Origin of the sequence: Profundibacter amoris (assembly GCF_003544895.1) — a bacterium.
GTDB classification, from domain to species: Bacteria; Pseudomonadota; Alphaproteobacteria; order Rhodobacterales; family Rhodobacteraceae; genus Profundibacter; species Profundibacter amoris.
This window is the reverse complement of sequence record NZ_CP032125.1, coordinates 1,068,265-1,083,375: the sequence shown is the minus strand read 5'-3', so window position 1 is coordinate 1,083,375 and position 15,111 is coordinate 1,068,265. Positions and strand designations below refer to the sequence as shown.

Annotated in this window: 15 protein-coding genes; 6 read left to right on the top strand and 9 right to left on the bottom strand. The window is 58.4% G+C overall.

The window, feature by feature from the left end:
• Positions 1 to 68: 68 nt before the first annotated feature.
• The 5 genes from BAR1_RS05385 to BAR1_RS05365 all read right to left on the bottom strand — a co-directional run bounded on the left by BAR1_RS05385 (position 69) and on the right by BAR1_RS05365 (position 6,369).
• Positions 69 to 1,463 carry a TRAP transporter large permease gene (locus BAR1_RS05385; protein ID WP_118942071.1) on the bottom strand — a complete coding sequence of 465 codons (1,395 nt, stop codon included), beginning with the start codon at positions 1,461 to 1,463 and terminating at the stop codon, positions 69 to 71.
• Positions 1,460 to 2,134, bottom strand: coding sequence for a TRAP transporter small permease (locus BAR1_RS05380; protein ID WP_118942070.1), 675 nt, complete (start codon positions 2,132 to 2,134; stop codon positions 1,460 to 1,462). The genes BAR1_RS05385 and BAR1_RS05380 overlap by 4 nt, the downstream gene beginning before the upstream one ends.
• Before the next feature lie 78 nt (positions 2,135 to 2,212).
• The gene (locus tag BAR1_RS05375) at positions 2,213 to 3,220 is read right to left on the bottom strand and encodes a DctP family TRAP transporter solute-binding subunit (RefSeq protein WP_118942069.1); all 1,008 of its coding nucleotides are present in this window, start codon (positions 3,218 to 3,220) and stop codon (positions 2,213 to 2,215) included.
• A 240-nt stretch (positions 3,221 to 3,460) separates the two neighbouring features.
• Positions 3,461 to 4,684 carry a sigma-54-dependent transcriptional regulator gene (locus BAR1_RS05370; protein ID WP_118942068.1) on the bottom strand — a complete coding sequence of 408 codons (1,224 nt, stop codon included), beginning with the start codon at positions 4,682 to 4,684 and terminating at the stop codon, positions 3,461 to 3,463.
• A complete protein-coding gene (locus BAR1_RS05365) occupies positions 4,681 to 6,369 on the bottom strand; it encodes a sensor histidine kinase (RefSeq protein WP_118944353.1) in 1,689 nt (562 codons plus the stop codon). The genes BAR1_RS05370 and BAR1_RS05365 overlap by 4 nt, the downstream gene beginning before the upstream one ends.
• Positions 6,370 to 6,429: 60 nt before the next feature.
• Here BAR1_RS05365 and BAR1_RS05360 point away from each other — a divergent pair, with 60 nt between their 5' ends.
• The 5 genes from BAR1_RS05360 to BAR1_RS05340 all read left to right on the top strand — a co-directional run bounded on the left by BAR1_RS05360 (position 6,430) and on the right by BAR1_RS05340 (position 11,593).
• On the top strand, positions 6,430 to 7,611 hold the full coding sequence (locus tag BAR1_RS05360) for a cytochrome P450 (RefSeq protein WP_118942067.1): 1,182 nt from the start codon (positions 6,430 to 6,432) through the stop codon (positions 7,609 to 7,611).
• A gap of 270 nt (positions 7,612 to 7,881) precedes the next feature.
• Positions 7,882 to 9,552: a nitrite/sulfite reductase gene (locus tag BAR1_RS05355; RefSeq protein WP_118942066.1), complete on the top strand. Its 1,671-nt coding sequence runs from the start codon at positions 7,882 to 7,884 to the stop codon at positions 9,550 to 9,552.
• Complete coding sequence (locus tag BAR1_RS05350; protein ID WP_118942065.1) at positions 9,542 to 10,285, top strand: phosphoadenylyl-sulfate reductase; 744 nt, start codon at positions 9,542 to 9,544, stop codon at positions 10,283 to 10,285. Before BAR1_RS05355 ends, BAR1_RS05350 begins: the two co-directional genes overlap by 11 nt.
• Positions 10,282 to 10,665 carry a DUF934 domain-containing protein gene (locus BAR1_RS05345; RefSeq protein ID WP_118942064.1) on the top strand — a complete coding sequence of 128 codons (384 nt, stop codon included), beginning with the start codon at positions 10,282 to 10,284 and terminating at the stop codon, positions 10,663 to 10,665. The genes BAR1_RS05350 and BAR1_RS05345 overlap by 4 nt, the downstream gene beginning before the upstream one ends.
• Before the next feature lie 133 nt (positions 10,666 to 10,798).
• Positions 10,799 to 11,593, top strand: a complete 795-nt coding sequence (locus BAR1_RS05340) for a ferredoxin--NADP reductase (RefSeq protein WP_118942063.1) — start codon at positions 10,799 to 10,801, stop codon at positions 11,591 to 11,593.
• Positions 11,594 to 11,638: 45 nt separating this feature from the next.
• Here the strand turns inward: BAR1_RS05340 and BAR1_RS05335 are convergent, their stop codons facing one another.
• Together BAR1_RS05335 and BAR1_RS05330 are read right to left on the bottom strand one after the other, a co-directional pair.
• Complete coding sequence (locus BAR1_RS05335; RefSeq protein ID WP_118942062.1) at positions 11,639 to 12,043, bottom strand: hypothetical protein; 405 nt, start codon at positions 12,041 to 12,043, stop codon at positions 11,639 to 11,641.
• A 206-nt stretch (positions 12,044 to 12,249) separates the two neighbouring features.
• A complete protein-coding gene (locus tag BAR1_RS05330; protein WP_118942061.1) occupies positions 12,250 to 13,026 on the bottom strand; it encodes a hypothetical protein in 777 nt (258 codons plus the stop codon).
• 250 nt (positions 13,027 to 13,276) lie between these two features.
• Here BAR1_RS05330 and infC point away from each other — a divergent pair, with 250 nt between their 5' ends.
• Positions 13,277 to 13,771 carry a translation initiation factor IF-3 gene (gene infC, locus BAR1_RS05325; RefSeq protein ID WP_228408757.1) on the top strand — a complete coding sequence of 165 codons (495 nt, stop codon included), beginning with the start codon at positions 13,277 to 13,279 and terminating at the stop codon, positions 13,769 to 13,771.
• A 172-nt stretch (positions 13,772 to 13,943) separates the two neighbouring features.
• Here infC and BAR1_RS18145 read toward each other — a convergent pair whose 3' ends face one another.
• Both BAR1_RS18145 and BAR1_RS05315 read right to left on the bottom strand, forming a co-directional pair.
• The gene (locus BAR1_RS18145) at positions 13,944 to 14,168 is read right to left on the bottom strand and encodes a hypothetical protein (RefSeq protein WP_228408756.1); all 225 of its coding nucleotides are present in this window, start codon (positions 14,166 to 14,168) and stop codon (positions 13,944 to 13,946) included.
• A gap of 151 nt (positions 14,169 to 14,319) precedes the next feature.
• Positions 14,320 to 15,102 carry an FAD binding domain-containing protein gene (locus BAR1_RS05315; protein ID WP_118942059.1) on the bottom strand — a complete coding sequence of 261 codons (783 nt, stop codon included), beginning with the start codon at positions 15,100 to 15,102 and terminating at the stop codon, positions 14,320 to 14,322.
• Positions 15,103 to 15,111 lie beyond the last annotated feature (9 nt).

The following is a 15,111-nucleotide window of genomic DNA, read 5'->3' as shown; positions in this document are numbered from 1 at the left end:
CACCATCCCGCAATTTAAAAAGCCGCCAGAGTAACCTCTGGCGGCTTTTCTCACTTTTTTACTTAGTTCTACTTGGTAATTACTTCCGGGCCCATCACCGCATTCGGAATAGCGGTCGACAGCCACGGGATATAGGTGATCATAATCAGGAACACGAACAGCACGGCAAGAAACGGCAGCGCAGCCCGAACCACCCGCATCATCGGCATGCCCGCAACCCCCGAGGTCACGAACAGGTTCAACCCGACAGGCGGGGTGATCATACCGATTTCCATGTTCACCACCATGATGATGCCCAGATGGATCGGGTCGATCCCCAGCTCCATTGCGATCGGGAACACCAGCGGGGCGACAATCACCAACAGACCGGACGGCTCCATGAATTGCCCGCCGATCAGCAGGATCACGTTAACCACCACAAGGAACATCACCCAGCCAAAACCGGCACTCAGCATGGCGTTGGCCACCTGCTGCGGAATCTGTTCTTCGGTCAGAACATGTTTCAGGATCAGCGCATTGGCAATCACGAACATCAGGGTAACGGTCAGCTTGCCCGCCTCGAACAACGTGTGCCGTGTATCGCGGTGGAAAAAGGCTGTGACCAGCGCATAGGGCCTGTTCAGCAAACTGCCCTTTACGCCTCCGTTTTTGGCGGCCAGTGGTCCCATATCGCGATAGACGAAACTGGCAATCAGGAACGCATAGATCGAGGCCACAGCGGCGGCTTCTGTCGGCGTAAAGATGGCCGAGGTCACACCAGGGATGCCGTAAATTCCGACCATGATAATCACGATCAGCATCAGCCCCCAGAAGGCATCGGCAAAGGCTGTGCCGATCTCGCGCCAACCGGCCCATTTACCTGCTGGCATATTCTTGATCCGCGCCATCACATAGATCGCGACCATCAGCATACCACCGGCCAGCAGACCGGGGATGATACCGGCAAGGAACATCCGCCCCACCGAAACCTCGACCGCAGCGGCGTAAACCACCATCACGATAGAGGGCGGGATCAGGATGCCCAAAGTGCCCGCGTTACAGATCACACCGGCGGCGAAATCCTTGGTATAGCCCGCCTTGGTCATCGCCGCGATCACGATCGAACCGATGGCCACCACGGTCGCGGGGGATGACCCCGACAGGGCGGCAAACATCATACAGGCGAATACACCCGCAATCGCCAGACCACCGCGCAGATGGCCGACACAGGCGATAGAAAACCGGATGATCCGTTCCGCCACCCCGCCTGTCGACATGAACGACGAGGCAAGGATAAAGAACGGGATGGCCAGCAGGGTTGAATGCCCCTCGAAGGCGGAAAACAGGGTTTGCGCAATTGACGCCAGCGAGGCATCCGAGAAAAGCAGCAGAAAAACAATCGAACTGAACCCCAGCGACACCGCAATGGGAACGCCGATCATCATCAGGCCGACGACCATCGCGAAAAGGAAGGCGACTGTCATTTTCCTGTTTCCCCGCGCAATTCCTGGATTTCGGCGATTTCATCCTCGACTTCATGGCTGGCGATGATGCGGTCTATCTTGCCGGACCTGATCGCAAAGGCCGCCTGAATAAAACGAAACAGAAGCAACGCCATCGACAGCGGCAGCACCATATAGGGCACAAGGCGGGGCAGTTTTTCGTATTCGTCACCATCGTTGAATACCGCCTCCATCCAGTTCAGGACGGCCGGCAGCGGAATATCGTTGGTTTCGAACCAGCCCTGCCCGCGGAATTTGTCCTGGAACCCGGTGGGTATCCAGCGCCCTTCGGTTTGCGGCAGATTTGCGAAATTGGCCCAGTAATCCCAAGCCCCCTTTAGCAACAATAGGCTGTAGATTATGCAGATCAGCACCGCGAATAACGCCAATGCCTTGCGTGCCCCTTTGGGCAGCATATTCACCACCGCATCCACCCCCAGATGCGCGCCTTTTTTGACGGCATAGGAGGCGCCCAGCAATACCAGCCAGGCGAACATGAACACAGTCAGTTCCAGCGCCCACAGGATGTTGGAATTGAAAACATAACGGGCAACAACATTGGCGAATGTCAGCAGCGTCATCGCACCCAGCAGAAACGCAATCAGCGTTTCCTCGATCCGGTCGACAAAGCTAGCACCTGGTTTCGGATGCATCCTGTCCCCCTCCATCTTTGGTAAACAGCAAACGCGCGCCCTCGTTCAGCGGGGCGCGCGCAGATTTTCTAAACGGTCTTACATGGACTCGTTGATCTTCTGGGCGGCGTCGATCGCATCCTGACCAACGTCACCTTTGAATTTATCCCAAACCGGCATCATCACATCAACCCATTCCTGACGTTGTTCCGGTGTCAGGGTGCGGATCACACCGCCGGCGTCGATGATCGACTGTTTGGCAGCCTCGTTCACAGCAAAGGCTTCTGCATTACGGGTTTTGGTCACTTCACCCAGAATGGTCAGGAACTGGTCGCGCACATCGGCGTCCAGGCTTTCCAGCCAGTCGACATTGGTCACCACCAGATAGTCGATGATACCGTGGTTGGTTTCGGTCACACCGTCCTGCACTTCGTAGAACTTTTTGCCATAGATGTTTGACCAGGTGTTTTCCTGACCGTCCACAACACCCTGTTGCAGCGCGCCGTAGACTTCGGAAAACGCCATTTTCTGCGGGCTTGCGCCGATCGCTTCCATCTGGGCAACCAGAACGTCAGACGATTGCACGCGGAACTTCAGGCCATTGGCATCCGACGGGTGGATCAGCGGCTTGTTGGCCGACAGTTGTTTCAGACCGTTGTGCCAGAAGGCCAGCCCCTGAAGGCCACGTTTCTGCATCGAATCCAGCAGCGCCTGACCGGCGTCCGAGGACTGATAGGCATCAACCGCATCCATGCTTTTGAACATGAAGGGCAGATCGAACAGGCGGAACTTCTTGGTGAACTTTTCAAACTTGGAAAGCGAAGGGGCCGCCAGTTGAACGTCGCCCTGCAACATGGCTTCCAGAACCTTGTTGTCATCATAAAGCGTCGAGTTGGGGTAAACCTCCATACAGGCCTTGCCGTCCATCTCGGTGTTTACACGCTCTTGCAGCAGGCTGGCAGCGATGCCTTTGGGGTGTTTGTCGGTGTTGGTCACATGGGCGAACTTGATGACGATTTCGCCTTCGTCACAACCAGCCGACGCAGCGGCGGTTTGTGCGGTGAAAGAAAGCGCCACAGCAGTGGTGACAGCAGTCAATAATTTCATTGGGGTCTCCTCCCGGGTTTTGAGACATTTGCAACAGATGCGCACCCGCATCCCGCGGGCACCCATCCAGATCAGACCCCAGCCCCCCCGCACCGCTCAAGAAAAACTTCACAGAGCTGTTACAGGGGGTAAAACTGTTACCTGGCAATATGTTAGCGGCATATGTTACAGCCTTGGGGCAGGCCAGTGGCGGGAATCCACACAGGCGATCCGGCCCGATGTGCGGATTTCCACACAGGTTTAACGGAATGTCTCGGGCCGAATCCCGTATTTGGTCAGCTTGTCGTAAAAGGTTTTGCGCGGCAGTTTCAGGCTACGCGCTGCCTCGGACGCATTGCCATTATGGCGCCGCAAGGCCTCGCTCAAAAGCGAATGTTCCACCTGCGCCAACTGCTCGTTCAGGCCCAGTTCCGCTTCTTCCTCGCCCTCGCCCAACCCCATGGCAAAGCGCATCGCGGTGTTCATCAGCGCCCGCGCATTGCCGGGCCAGTCCTGCGCCATCAGGCGGGAGATCAGGGCGGGCGTTATTTCCGGCGGGGTCAGGGCCGCCTGCTCGCAGGCAATGGCAACGTAATGGCGAAACAGCACCGGAATATCCTCGGGTCGCTCGCGCAGGCCGGGGATGCGCACAGCCGTGACGCCCAGCTTGTAAAACAGATCGTGGTTAAAGCGACCCGCCGCCACCTCTTGTTCCAGATCGCGATAACTGCCTGCCAGCACCCGCGCGCCACAGTCCTTTTCCAGACACTCCAGCAAGGTAAATTGCACCTCGGGCGACAGCGCGGCCACTTCGTCCAGAAACAGGCTACCGCCGATGGCTGCCGTCAAAGCATCCGTCAGGGTTCGCGGCGTCAGCGATACCGCCGCCCGTTTGATAAACGGCCCGTCCGATACAGTGGACAGCAGATGGATCACCTCGGCCACCTTGGATGTGCCCGTGCCCGGCGCGCCGCTGATCAGCACCTCGGCCCCTGTGCGCGCCACCGCCCGCACCCGCTGGCGCAACTCCTCGGCCAGTTTCGAGGTGCCGAACAGCATCCGCGCCGCCGCATCGCCGGTTTCCAGCTGCCGTTTCAGCCGCCGGTTTTCCAGCACCAGCGCACGGGTTTTGCGCGCCCGTTCGACCACTGCAATCAGATCCTGCGGCGCACAGGGTTTTTCCAGAAAATCGAACGCGCCGGCGCTGATTCCGCGCACGGCCATCGGGATGTCGCCTTCGCCAGTCAGCAGGATCACCGGCAGATCGATATCCACCGATTGCACATAATCCAGCAGCGCAAACCCGTCCTTGCCGGGCATACGGATATCCGACACCACCACCCCGTCAAAATCGGGGCTGATGTGGTCCTTGGCCTCGATATAGCTGCCCGCAAGAATCGCCGGCATATCCGCCAGCTCCAGCGTCTGGCCCAGCGCCTCGCGCACCGCCGCGTCATCGTCCACCAGCAAAACCCGCATGTTCATGCCGCTTTCTCCATTCCCGCCCGCGCCAGTTCCACCGTGAATACCGCGCCGCCGTCAGGGTGGTTGCGCCCGCGAATATCGCCGCCAAAACTTTGCACCAGACCATAGGAAATCGACAGGCCCAGTCCCAGCCCGTCCGCCTTGCCCACCGCCTTGGTTGTGTAATACGGCTCGAATATCTTTTCCGGCGCGGCAATCCCCGGCCCCGTGTCGCGCACCCGCAAGCGCGCCTTTCGATCGCCGGTTTCGACCGCAATCTCGATCCGCCGCAGCACACTGCCCTCCATCGCGTCAATCGCGTTGGAAATCAGATTGACCAGCACCTGTTGTAACCGCACCTCGCCGCCACGCACATAGACCGGCGCGGGCGGGGCCTGCCAGACGACCTCGACCTTGTCCTGCACAAAGCGCGCCTCGCTCATCTCCAGCACCGCCTCGACCACGGCGACAATGTCCACATCCGTTATCGGCTCGCTTTCCTGTTTGGCAAAGGCGCGGAAATTGCTGATGATACGCCCCATGCGGCGCGCCAGTTCGGAAATCCGGTTCAGATTCCGGCCCGCCACATCCACCTTGCCGCGCTGCAAAAACTGCTCGGCATTCTCCGCGAACGAGCGGATCGCCATCAGGGGCTGGTTCAATTCGTGGCTGATCCCCGCCGACATCTGCCCCAATGCCGACAGCTTGCCTGCCTGCACCAGTTCGACTTGCGCCTGTTTCAATTCGGCTGTGCGTTCCTGAACCCGTGTTTCCAGTTCCGCCTTGGCGCGGGCTTCGATTTCCAAACGATCCGCCAAGGCCCGCCGGCGTTCCGTTACCCAGAACAGGATTGCGCCAAAGGCCAGCAAAACCGCCGCCACCGCTGCGGCCTGCAACAATGCCAGACGTTCGGCAGGGGCGGTGCTGACCAGCACTTCGCCCGTCATCCCGATGATCGGCAAGGGTTGGGTCAGATGCAAGGCGCGGCGCGGGATGTAGGGGCCGGAGCTGACCGACCAGACCTCGAAATCACCAAACATCCGCACCCTGTCCGGCGCAAATCCGCCGGTGCCGCGTGTGCGCAGCACCAGTTCCGAACGGTTGGCGACAAAGATCACCCCGTCCTGATCGGTAAAGAACACCGCATTCGGGTCCCCCCGCCAGTCGGATTCCTCGATCGCCTCCATATCCACGACGACCACCACAGCCCCCAGAATTTTATCCGATTCAATGATCGGGGCCGCAAACTGGAACACCCGCCGGTTGCTGCCCGCCAAACGGCTGTGGGTCGTGCCCAATGCCCCGTGCATCGCCCGCCGGAAATGCGGCTGGTCTGACACGCTGCCCCCCGTCGTCCCTTGCGAAGACGCCAGCACGGCGCCATCCAGCCCCGCCAGCAGCAGATCGACCGCGCCGATCTTGTCCGCCGTGGCCAAGAGCAGCCCCGAGGCCCTGTCACTCCCGCCCTGCCCCTTGGCCAAGGCCACCAGATCGGGATGATCCGCCATGATCACCGCCACCTGCCGGAACCGCTGCAACTGCCCCACCAGCCGGTCCGAGGCCAGCGACAAATCCGCCTGCCCCCGCGCCGCCAGTTGCTCCAATGCCGCACGCCAGGCAAACCACCCAGCCCCGCCCGCTACAAGGGCGGTCAGTAGCAAAAACAGCGCAAACACGCCTGCCCGATGTGTGGTTTTCCCCGACATGGGCCCGACTGTAAAAACCCGCGCTTGCAAAGGCCAGAGCCTTTCGGCGATTATCCGGCCATGCAACATGTCCGCCAATCCCCCACCGCCGCCGATTTCGTGCAAAACCCCTATCCGTTTTACGATATGATCCGCCCGCTGGGCGATCTGGTCTGGTGGGACGATTACGACATGGTCTGCGCCGCCGGCTATGACACGGTAAACGCCATTTTGCGCGACCGCCGATTGGGGCGCGAGATGCCTGCCGACCTGCGCGCACCGGTGCCCGAACACCTGACTCCGTTTTACGATATCGAGGCCCACTCGATGCTGGAACTGGACCCGCCCCGCCACACCCGCCTGCGCTCATTGGTGTTGCGCGCCTTCACATCGCGCCGGATCAAAGAACTGGCACCGGAAATCGAGGCGCTGAGCCATCGCTTGATCGACCAATTCCCTGCGGGCGAAGTGGACCTGCTGACGGCCTATGCGCAGAAAATCCCCGTGATCATCATCGCCCGCCTGCTGGGCGTCCCCGAGGATATGGCCGATCAACTGCTGGCATGGTCAAACGCCATGGTCGCCATGTATCAGGCCCGCCGCACCCGCAGCATCGAAGATGCCGCCGCGACTGCCAGCACCGAATTCGCCGTCTTCATGCGCAGCTATATCGACCAGCGCCGCGCCACACCGGCGGATGATCTGATCACCCATCTGATTGCGGCCGAACAGGACGGCGAAAAGCTGACAACAGAGGAATTGATCACCACCTGCATCCTGCTGCTGAACGCGGGCCACGAGGCCACGGTGCACAGCATGGGCAACGGCATCAAGACCCTGTTGGAACAGGACACCCCCCGCAGTGCCCTTGCCCCCGATCGGGTGGAAACCACCGTCGAGGAAATCTTTCGCTTTGATCCACCCTTGCATATATTCATGCGCATCGCCCGCGAGGATCTGGAGCTGTTCGGCCACAGCATCAAACGCGGCCAGTCCATCGCCTGCCTGCTGGCCACCGCCAACCGCGATCCGGCGGCCTATGATGCCCCGAACACCTTCAACCCGAAGCGCCCGATCAAAGCCAACACATCCTTCGGCGGTGGATTACATTTCTGCGTCGGCGCCCCTCTGGCACGTCTGGAGCTGCAAATAGCCCTGCCGGTGCTGTTTTCCCGCCTGCCCGAACTGCGCCTTGCCGAAAAACCGCAATACGCAAATGTCTATCATTTCCATGGGCTGAACAGTCTGCGCATCGCTTGCTAAGCGGACCACACGAACCCGAATCAATTCTTCGCTTCACGAGCGCGCGCCCTTCCAAACCGGTGACATTTGCCCCAAAATCCAGCCTGCATATTTTCCAGAGATTCAGCCAACCCTGACCGGATCATTCCACACGTTGGCCCCAAGCGGAACATCTTCCCGACCACAAACGCGCCCCGCGCGACACGATCCTTATCTTCCCGTCCATCTGGCGCCTACCACTCCCGATCCCATACCCTTTTCCGTGTCCGCCACTGAAACGGGAACGCGAAAATGTATGAATACAGCCCCTTTGACACGGCCTTTCTAAAGGCCCGCAACGCCCAGTTCCGCGCGCAGATTGACCGTCGCCTGAACGGTGAATTAAGCGAAGAGGCCTTCAAGCCCCTGCGCCTGTTAAACGGGCTATATTACCAGTTGCACGCCTATATGCTGCGCGTGGCCATCCCCTATGGCACGCTGAACAGCCGGCAAATGCGCATGCTGGCGCATATTTCCGAAAAATGGGATCGCGGTTTTGGCCATTTCACCACGCGGCAGAATATCCAGTTCAACTGGCCAGAGCTAAGCGATGTGCCGGATATGCTGGATGCGCTGGAAACGGTGGGGATGCATTCGGTGCAGACCTCGGGCAATACCATTCGCAATGTCACCGCCGACCATTTCGCCGGTGCCGCCGCCGACGAGATCGAGGACCCCCGTCCGATCGCTGAATTGCTGCGCCAATGGTCCACGGATCATCCCGAATTCCAGTTCCTGCCGCGCAAATTCAAAATCGCGGTCACCGGAAGCGTGGCCGACCGCGCCGTGATCCGCGCCCATGACATCGGGTTGCGGATTGTGCAGAATTCCACAGGCGAGCGCGGGTTCGAAGTGATCATAGGCGGCGGTCTGGGACGTACGCCGATGATTGGCAAACGGCTGAAACCTTTCCTGCCCAAAGCCGATCTGCTGCCGTATCTTGAGGCCGTCGTTGCCACCTACAATCTGCTGGGGCGGCGTGACAACAAGTATAAGGCCCGCATCAAGATCACGGTCCACGAGCACGGGATTGACAAAATCCGCACGCTGGTCGAACAGAAGTTTGCACAAATCCGGCCAGATTACCCCCCTCTGGTCCCGCAAATCCTGACCGACATTCAGGCCCATTTCGCCCCGCCGGATTTCAAACACTCCAACACAGAACATTTTGTCCTGAACCGCAGCGTTGATCCGGTCTTCCGCGCGTGGTGTGACACAAACCTGCATCCGCACAAACAGGCGGACCATGCGATTGTCACCATATCGCTAAAGCCGCATGGCGGCACGCCTGGCGATGCCACCGCCGACCAGATGCGCCTGATTGCCGATCTGGCCCAGCGGTATTCCTATGATGAAATCCGCATCTCGCACGAGCAGAACATCATCCTGCCGCATGTGCAGAAAAACCACCTGCCACACCTTCACGCAGCCCTTGTTTCAGAAGGATTGGCCACCGCAAACATCGGTCTGACCTCGGACATCATCGCCTGTCCGGGGATGGATTTCTGCGCCTTGGCCACGGCCCATTCCATTCCGGTTGCCCGGCAGATTTCCAACCGGATACGGGATTTGAAAATCGAACATGATGTCGGCCCGCTAAAGATCAAGATTTCGGGCTGCATCAATGCCTGTGGCCATCACCATCTGGGCCATATCGGTATTCTGGGGCTGGAACGGGCTGGTGTGGAAAACTACCAGATCACGCTGGGTGGTGATGCAACCGCCGACACAAGAATTGGCACGCGCATTGGCCCCGGATTTTCGGCCGACAAGATTGTTCCGGCGATCGAGCGGCTGATCCTTGGCTATCTGGACCTGCGCAACACAGCGGATGAAAGCTTCATTCAGTGCTACCGGCGCGTCGGCATCGCCCCTTTCAAAGCAATCCTATATCCGCAGGAGGGTGCAAAAAATGCAGCATAGCCTACAAAATGAACACATGGTTGCGCGCTGGAACCGGATGTTCCAGCATCTGAACGCGCTAGAGGTGCTGGAGCACACGCTTGGGTCGGGAAAAACCGGACGGGTTGCGCTTGTCTCGTCTTTCGGGGCTGAATCCGTTGTGTTGCTGCATTTGTTGTCGCGGATCAATACGCATACGCCGGTGCTGTTCATTGATACGCAGATGCTGTTTGCCCAAACGCTGGCATATCAGCTTGAGGTGACAAAGCGGCTGGGATTGACGAACGTGCGGACCATTCGCGCGACGGTGAAAGACCTGCAACAATCCGACCCCGACAACCGCCTTCACGATACAGCACCGGACCACTGCTGTGACTTGCGCAAAACCCGCCCGTTGCAACAGGCACTGGCCGGTTTTGACACATGGACCACGGGACGAAAACGTCATCACAACGGCTTTCGCACCGGTCTGGAATATTTTGGTATTGATGGCGAAGGCCGGATCACGGTGAATCCGCTGATCCACTGGGGCGCAAATGAACTGAACGCCTATATGGACCGGATGGAGCTTCCATGGCATCCGCTATTGCGGCGGGGGTATACCTCGATCGGATGTGCCCCCTGCACATCCCGAACCACGGCTGGTGAACCCGCGCGTGCGGGCCGCTGGCGGGGAAATGATAAACAGGAATGCGGCATCCATTTCGTGAATGGCAAAGCGTTGCGCCCTAACCGGCCAGAGGCGACATCATGACGATCATTGTAACGGACACAGGATTTACGGTTGATGACTGGGAAGGCCAAAACAGGCCGCAAACGCTGGATATATCCATAGACCATGCGCTGGCTGACCTGACTGCCATATTGAACCGGATCAAAGCAATCCGTATCACATTTCCCGACTTCACCGACGGGCGCGGGTTGGGATTGGCCCGCAGGTTGCGGGATGCCGGATATACTGGCCGCCTTCGGGCGGTGGGTGACATATTGCCCGATCAATACACAATGCTGCGCCGTGTCGGATTTGACGAGGTGGAACTGACCGATAAACAGGCCAATGCCTATCCACAGGAACGATGGCTTGCCCGCAGCCACTGGCAACAGCACGATTATCAAACCCGATTGCGGTGCTGAACCCGTCCGCACCCCTCCTATGACATTGCGTCGCGCCCGAACATCTGGACCATACTGCGACAACTGATTATAGGAGTATCAACAAGCCGCCGCCCCGTGCGCGGCTTTGATGTAGTTAGGGAAGATTACCACAATGGCCGACACCGCAAAGAAACCGACGCTGCCCGATGCGCAGACCGTGACCCAAGTCAAACACTGGACCGACCGGCTGTTTTCCTTCCGCGTCACCCGTCCGCGCAGCCTGCGGTTCCGCTCGGGCGAATTTGTGATGATCGGCCTGCTGGGCGACAACGGCAAACCCCTGCTGCGCGCCTATTCCATCGCCTCGCCGGCCTGGGACGAAGAGCTGGAGTTCTACTCGATCAAAGTGCAGGATGGCCCGCTGACCAGCAAATTGCAGCATATCAAGGTTGGTGATGAAATTATCCTGCGCCCCAAACCGGTTGGCACACTGGTGCATGACGCGCTACTGCCGGGCAAACGGTTGTGGTTCTTTGCCACCGGCACCGGCATCGCGCCTTTTGCGTCGCTGATGCGCGAACCGGAAACCTATGAAAACTACGACGAAGTGATCATGTGCCACACCTGCCGCGAGGTTGCCGATCTTGAATATGGCCGCCAGTTGATCGAAAGCCTGCCGGATGACCCGCTGATCGGGGAATTCATTGGCAACAAGCTGCGCTATTATCCGACCACCACCCGCGAAGAAAGCCCGAATATGGGCCGGATCACCACCAACCTGTTGAACGGGAAAATTTTCAACGATCTGGGCGTGCCGCAAATCTGCAAGGAAAACGACCGTGCGATGGTTTGTGGCTCGATCGGCTTGAACACCGATCTGAAGGAAATTCTGGAAGGGTTCGGCCTGACCGAAGGCGCCAATTCTCAGCCCGCCGAATATGTGGTGGAAAAGGCGTTTGTCGACTAGGTGAACACGCGCCGCGTTATTGCTGAATAGGCGGCGCGTATCTGTTTACATCCCCAAGGCTTCTTTCACCTGCCCCAGAATATCCGACAGCAACGCCGGATCATCTCCGGCGGCCATCAAGGCTGTTTTCAGGCTGCTTTTACGCGCCTCGTCCAAAGGCGAGGCATCAATCAAGTCAGCCACTTTCACCGCATCATATCCTTCGGGTGAAAACAGTGTGCCGTCCATAGCTTCGGCAGCCGTATCTGCCGCGCCGGAAACCGCATCCGTGGCAGCGCCTGTTGCCTGCTCTACAGCATCAGTTGCGGTATCGGCTGCATCCCCGGCCGCCTGCGATACAGAATCCTTCATGTCGCCGGCAGCGTCCGTAACACTGCTGTTATTGCTGTAAAAATACAATCCAGCGCCTATAATCGCGACCAGAATGGCAAGTATCAATGTTCTATTCATAATTCAGCCTCCTGTTTATCAAGTATTTGTAACAAATACTGGCCCGCAAGATTTGCCCAAACCAGAGAAAATACCCCGGTAACGATAAGCGGCGCGTTATCGCCCAGTATCGGCGGGGAATGGCCCATTTCACCTGCCAGACACAAAAACACCGCGCGAAAAGGAACTTTTTCGCGCGGCGCTTAATCTTTCGGATTTGAAAAAGGTTACATGCCCAAGGCAGTTTTCACCTGTTCAATCACGGCTTTAACCATTTCAGGATTTTCGCCAGCCTTGTCGATAGCGGCTTTCAGCAATGTCTTTTTCATTGGGTCCAGATCGGAATCGTCAATCATTTCCCCAACCTTGGCAGCATCAAAACCATCGGCTGTCAGCAATGTTTCCTGCTCGGTTGGTGCCGGATCTTCGGACATATCTGATGATGCCGAATCTGTTGCCATATTGCTTGCGCCTTCGGCGGCGGGTTCTGACGCGGCATCAACAGCACCGGAAAGGGCGTTGGTGATTGCGTTTTCAGTGCTGCTTGCGGCGTCGGTCGCAGCTTCGGTTCCTTCGGCAGCGGCGGCGGCGGCCTCTTCGGCGGCTTTGGCAGCGGCTTCTTCAGCAGCTTTGGCGGCAGCAGCTTCGGCCTCGGCGGCGGCGGCTTTGGCGGCTTCTTCGGCGGCAGCGGCTTCTTCAGCGGCTTTGGCTTCGGCTTCTTCAGCAGCTTTGGCGGCAGCAGCTTCGGTCTCGGCAGCGGCGGCTTTGGCGGCTTCTTCGGCAGCGGCAGCTTCTTCAGCTACCTTCGCAGCCGCTTCTTCCGCTGCCTTGGCGGCGGCTTCTTCGGCGGTTTTGGCCGACGCGGCAGCATCGTCAGCAGCTTTCGTGGCCGTATCTGCGGCCTGCTCCATCACCTCGCTGGTGCTGTTATTTCCTTGCGAATAAAAATAGATACCAGCCCCGGCAGCAATCAAAGCGGCCCCGATCAGTAATGATTTGTTCATCTTAAAACCCCTAGTTAACTTTCCGGTAAAAGCATCCGGACATGTGGGTGCTATGACAGATGCACAGCCATGTGAAAAGCAAGCAAGGGGGAATATAGCACATTATTGCTCATTTCAGGGCGAATAACACCTTGTAAGCGCGCGCGCGCCCGTCTATTTTCCGCATAAGACAAGGCTTCACAATCAAAGGATCAAAGTCATAGCCCGCAGACCACACAATGCCCCGCCACAGCGCGACACTGGCCCCCGCGTGAATGAACGCATCACATCCAAGGAAATCCGGCTTATTGGTGCCGACGGTGAAAACGTCGGGGTTGTTACCCCTGCGCGCGCCATGGACATGGCAGACGAGGCCGGACTGGATCTGGTGGAGATTTCACCAAACGCCAATCCGCCTGTGTGCAAAATCATGGATTTCGGCAAGTTCAAATACGAACAGCAGAAACGTGAATCCGAGGCACGCAAGAAACAAAAGACCATCGAGGTCAAGGAAGTGAAATTCCGCCCGAACACCGACACGCATGATTACGATGTGAAAATGCGCAATGTGTTCAAGTTTCTGGAAAACGGCGACAAGGTAAAGATCAGCCTGCGGTTCCGTGGCCGCGAAATGGCGCACCTTAATCTGGGCCGCGAATTGCTGGAACGGGTGGCCGAGGATGTCAAAGACCACGGCAAGGTCGAAAGCATGCCCAGAATGGAAGGTCGCCAGATGATCATGATGATCGGGCAACTTCCAAAGTAAGCATCGCTTTACAGTTTATGGGAAAGCCCTCGCATTTTGCGGGGGCTTTTTCATTGCGCCCCGGCCACGGCGCGATCCCCTTTCCACCACTTCCACGCATCCGGAATGTCAAACGCCAGCGACAGCCCGTCCACAGCCAACAGCAGCCACAGGTATTTCTGATATCCACCTGCTACGCACCCAGATGTGGCCAGAGAATCAGCAACAGCGGGATCCAGATCAGCAGATGCGGCAGGGCCATCATTTTCGACAGGCCCCGTTCCGCCAGCATAATCGCGATATTGGGCATCATGCCGCCAACCGCCAATGCGGCAATCAGCATACCTTTTGGTTCGTTTAGAAACAGCAATGACGCCATATTGACCGGCACAAGGATCAGAGCGACCCAGATTTGCACCCATGCCGGCTAGGGACCGGAAACTGTGCCAAATATCTGTTATCAGTCTGATGGAGCACCCTATCAAAAATGCGCAAGCCCCGGACCTGATCCGGGGCCTTGCCGTTTATTGCCATGGCTGCCCCGCATCAAGTGCGGGGCAGCCGTTCCCTTACCCGATCGCGTTGATCGCGCGCCGTGTCATCACCTTGACCAGATGGGCGCGGTATTCCTTGGTGCCGTGCAAATCGCCGATCATGTTCATCGCGTTGATGTCCAGATCCATCAGCGCATCACTGCGGAACTCCTTGTTCAGCGCCGTTTCGGCCTCGGTCCAGCGGAACACCCCTTCTTCGGATGCCCCTGTCACGGCCACCCGCACACCATCGGCGGTTTTGGCTACGAACACCCCGACCAGCGCAAAGCGCGAGGCGGGTTGGTCGAATTTCTGATAGGACGCGGCCTCGGGGATGGGGAACTTTACCGCGGTGATGATCTCGCCTTCCTCAAGGGCTGTGGTGAACATCCCCTGAAAATAGTCATCCGCCGCGATTTCGCGCGTATTGGTGACGATGGTCGCGCCTGTGCCCAGCACCGCGGAAGGGTAACAGGCCGACGGGTCATTATTGGCCAATGATCCGCCAATGGTGCCGCGATTGCGCACCGCCGGATCCCCGATATTGCCCGCCAATGCCGCCAGCGCGGGGAAATCCCCCTGCGCGGCCACCTCGACGTGGGTTGTGGCCCCGCCGATGGTCAGCACACCGCCCTCGCGGGAAATGCCCTTCATTTCGGCAATGCCCGACAGGCTGACCAGTTTTTCAGGCGCGGCAAGGCGCTGTTTCAGGGTCGGGATCAGGGTTTGCCCCCCGCCCAGCGCTGTTGCCTCTTCGTCCTTCAGCGCGGCGACAGCCTCGGCAACGCTCGAAGGGGTCTCTACATCAAATGCATACATTTCTCGTTT